At 33.3% G+C, this 3,218-nt stretch carries 5 protein-coding genes; all 5 read right to left on the reverse strand.

Features of this window, described 5'->3' with window-relative positions; translation table 11 throughout:
* Positions 1–50 precede the first annotated feature (50 nt).
* Positions 51–725: a type II toxin-antitoxin system HipA family toxin gene (locus QWU_RS09410; RefSeq protein ID WP_017196500.1), complete on the reverse strand. Its 675-nt coding sequence runs from the start codon at positions 723–725 to the stop codon at positions 51–53.
* On the reverse strand, positions 722–937 hold the full coding sequence (locus QWU_RS07430; protein ID WP_017196501.1) for a type II toxin-antitoxin system Y4mF family antitoxin: 216 nt from the start codon (positions 935–937) through the stop codon (positions 722–724). Before QWU_RS07430 ends, QWU_RS09410 begins: the two co-directional genes overlap by 4 nt.
* 155 nt (positions 938–1,092) lie before the next feature.
* Positions 1,093–1,566, reverse strand: a complete 474-nt coding sequence (locus tag QWU_RS07435) for a TIR domain-containing protein (RefSeq protein ID WP_240532160.1) — start codon at positions 1,564–1,566, stop codon at positions 1,093–1,095.
* 30 nt (positions 1,567–1,596) lie between these two features.
* Positions 1,597–1,746, reverse strand: a complete 150-nt coding sequence (locus QWU_RS10050; protein WP_017196503.1) for a hypothetical protein — start codon at positions 1,744–1,746, stop codon at positions 1,597–1,599.
* Between the two features lie 156 nt (positions 1,747–1,902).
* The gene (locus QWU_RS07445; protein WP_017196504.1) at positions 1,903–2,559 is read right to left on the reverse strand and encodes a hypothetical protein; all 657 of its coding nucleotides are present in this window, start codon (positions 2,557–2,559) and stop codon (positions 1,903–1,905) included.
* Positions 2,560–3,218 lie beyond the last annotated feature (659 nt).

The raw sequence follows: 3,218 nt of genomic DNA on the forward strand, positions 1-3,218 counted from the left end.
GCATGTTTTTTTAAGACGTGGTTTAATCACTCACTAAAATCATCATTTTGTCAGTCATATCGAGTGATGAGACAATAAGGTGTATTATTGACAAAATGTAAATACACTTCCGGCACATTAATACCTACGAGTTTTGCCAATTTCATACAAAAAAGCTCATTATGCGCACTATCATTAATATGTTCAATGAGAGGTTTCAAAATATGCGTGGTCGGAGCCCCCCCTTTAATGAGTTGAACACGATTATCTTTAAAGCCAACCGCTAATTTATCTTGTGCACCCGCAAGAGACAATCTGTAGCCATCTCCACCAGCAAGCATTGGACGACGTTTAATACACTCAAGAATTTCTTTCAATTGAGTATCATCAAGAGTTTCTACATCATCAGTTGGCAAATTTGGAACTTGTCCATGTGGATATAAAGCGAGAGCACCAGCACAATCTCCCCCAACAACTTCAAGCAAAGCAAAAGCATTTTGTTCAGAAAGACCTAAATAAGTTGCTAAACGATATCTTACATTATCATCGGGTAAGAGACCTGAAAAAAAGGCCTTTACTGCTTGACCTTTATAAGCTTCAACACGAGGAGGTAGAGAGACAGAGATGCCCTGTAAATCTTTATACAAATAATCAGTATCGTAGAGAAACGTGAGATCTCCACTTTTTTTTTGTTGTAATTGACCTACTAATTTTTCCTGTAAATAAACATCAAGTGTACGGGTCATAATTTTTCATTTTCAATCTGAATGTCAAGACCAAGCATTGAAAGCACATGTATGGTTTTTCCAACATGACAAGACTCTTTGCCTCTTTCTAAATCACGGATAAAACGCACACCAACCCCTGATGTAGCTGCTAACTGTTCTTGTGTTAATCCTTGTTTTTTACGTGTATTTTTAACAATAAATCCCAATATTTTTATTCTGTTTTCAATCATTATCGTCCCTTTCGGGATGATTATATCATTTTATGCTTTTATTACAAGAAAATAAACCTGTACGGGATGTTTTTATCCCATATGCTCCTAAAGCCTTATCCTTTAGAACAAAGAAGAGTGCGTATCTTGCGTATACTTCATGCAAAGAAAAAAATTCAGTAGTTAACTGTATCTAAATTGAATCCGGCTGTGTTTAATAGTTCAACAAGTTTTGGGAGCGTCTCTTTTACGTGTTCATTAAAAGGGATGCAATTTATCCGTTCATAATCTAAAGGCGCCTCAACATCTCGTTTTTTTAAAATAGCAAGATTTCTGCAAGAAATTGCAGAAATTAACATACCCATTTTAAAAATAACATTTTGATTAGCGCGCGGTTGTGCGTCTTTTTTACCAGCAGATTTTGCATAGCCAATGTCATCGGGAGTAAGTAGCACAATACCAAATTTTGTAGAATTAGTTTGCATACTAATCTCTTGTTTAAAATCCTCAATGGTAGTTAAATCATCACTACTAGTAAATTTCAGAACGTATGGTTCCAATCCAAGCTTGAAAAGAATAAGTTCGAGCTGCTCTAAGGCAGTCTGATCATTATAGACAATAAAAATTTTAGGCATTTTTATATCCCCCATAAAATGTCTGCATTTGTCCCAGAGGACTTATTATTCTTTACCAAAGAATAATTGCGACAAAAATTTCTCCCAATCTATATTTTTCTTTAATTTATCATTAGTCTCTTTATCAAATTTTATTTTTTTACCATTTACAGTAAAAGAAATTTCAATACTTTCAATATCATCATGATTGAGCATTTCCAACACCTATAATTTTAATTATGTTCCATGTTTTATTGAGTTTAATGGAGATTTTAATACCTTTTTATATTGCTCTCTGAAAGCAGGCGCCCCCCGCGCCCACTTCTTTATAGACAAAATGCCTTTTTCAAATTCAATGATGTATCATAGTAATCAAAAAAAACTATCCTCGTACTCATCACTAAAATAATCATCTTCACTACCGAATCTTGGAATTGCCTCATCATTAATTTGATCATCAGAAGTTAAAGAGGCGGCGCTATGAATATAAGAATCCCCTGAGACAAGAGCACCACAAACCACAGCATCATCGAATACACGCGATTCATCACAAATATAAGCACCATCACTTATTTTTGCATTGCCACCGACATGAGCATTATCACAAATAACAGATTCATCAGAAATATAGGCATGCCCGCTTACAGAAGCGTTATCATAAATTTTTGCATTACCTTCAATTACAACAGCGTTTTGAATATGGGCGTTACCATAAACCTCACAATAATCATTTATTGTCATGCCTTCAAAAATAGCATTGCCATAAATTTGGACATCGCCATAAACATCAACAAAAAAGCCTTTAACTTTAGCATTGCCATAAACCCTTGCATTTTGAAAGACGTGTGCTTTATCGTAAACCCAGCAATTGCCATCATGAGAAATGTTGTCTTCCTTCTCAATAAAACCACCGAGATCACCAGCTTTAACATCACCAAAGTCTCTTAATGCTCGGATGCGATAAAGTGTAGCATAACCAACTTGTTTGGTTTCATTTGTAAATTCATATTTTTTTGAGATAGCGTTCATAATGAACTCCTTTAGGTTAATAATGTTTTGAATTGACTCCTATAAAGGCGTCGGGTGCTCAAAACACAGCCTAAAGTCTGTTGCCATACCTTCCCCATAGGGTATTGTATAATATGACCACACCCGACAAAATCATCATATATGCTAATTAAAGCATAAAAGAAAGTCAGTTTTTTAAAAATGGGAGAAACCTTATCGTAGTTTATCCGCTTTAGGAAGTGTTTTGATCACTTGATTATGTATATAACAAAATGCGTATTTATTGTCAAATATTATTTTATCTTTTTTGATATTTTTTGTATTTTTTAAATACGTTGTGTATTGATAATATTTTATGATTATTAATTGCTTATTTTATATTTATGTACGTTTAAAGCTATATTATAGGCTTTCTTAAACGATTGCATTATTTTCTGAATTATACATTTATAATATTTAGAAACGATCTCTTAATGCGTATTTTTATCTTTATAACTTATCTGTTTTTTTACTAAATGAATTTAATTTTTTTGTGAATTTTGTTTATAAGGGTCTCTAATGTAAACAACCTTAATAAAGCCGCGCTCTTATAATAAATGCTTTATTTGCATTTTGATTATGAAAGCCTGCTTTTTTTCACGCGTGCTTTATAGCTGTTATCTTCTTTATAGCTACCGCAT

This window comes from Bartonella birtlesii IBS 325 (assembly GCF_000273375.1).
Classification (GTDB): domain Bacteria; phylum Pseudomonadota; class Alphaproteobacteria; order Rhizobiales; family Rhizobiaceae; genus Bartonella; species Bartonella birtlesii.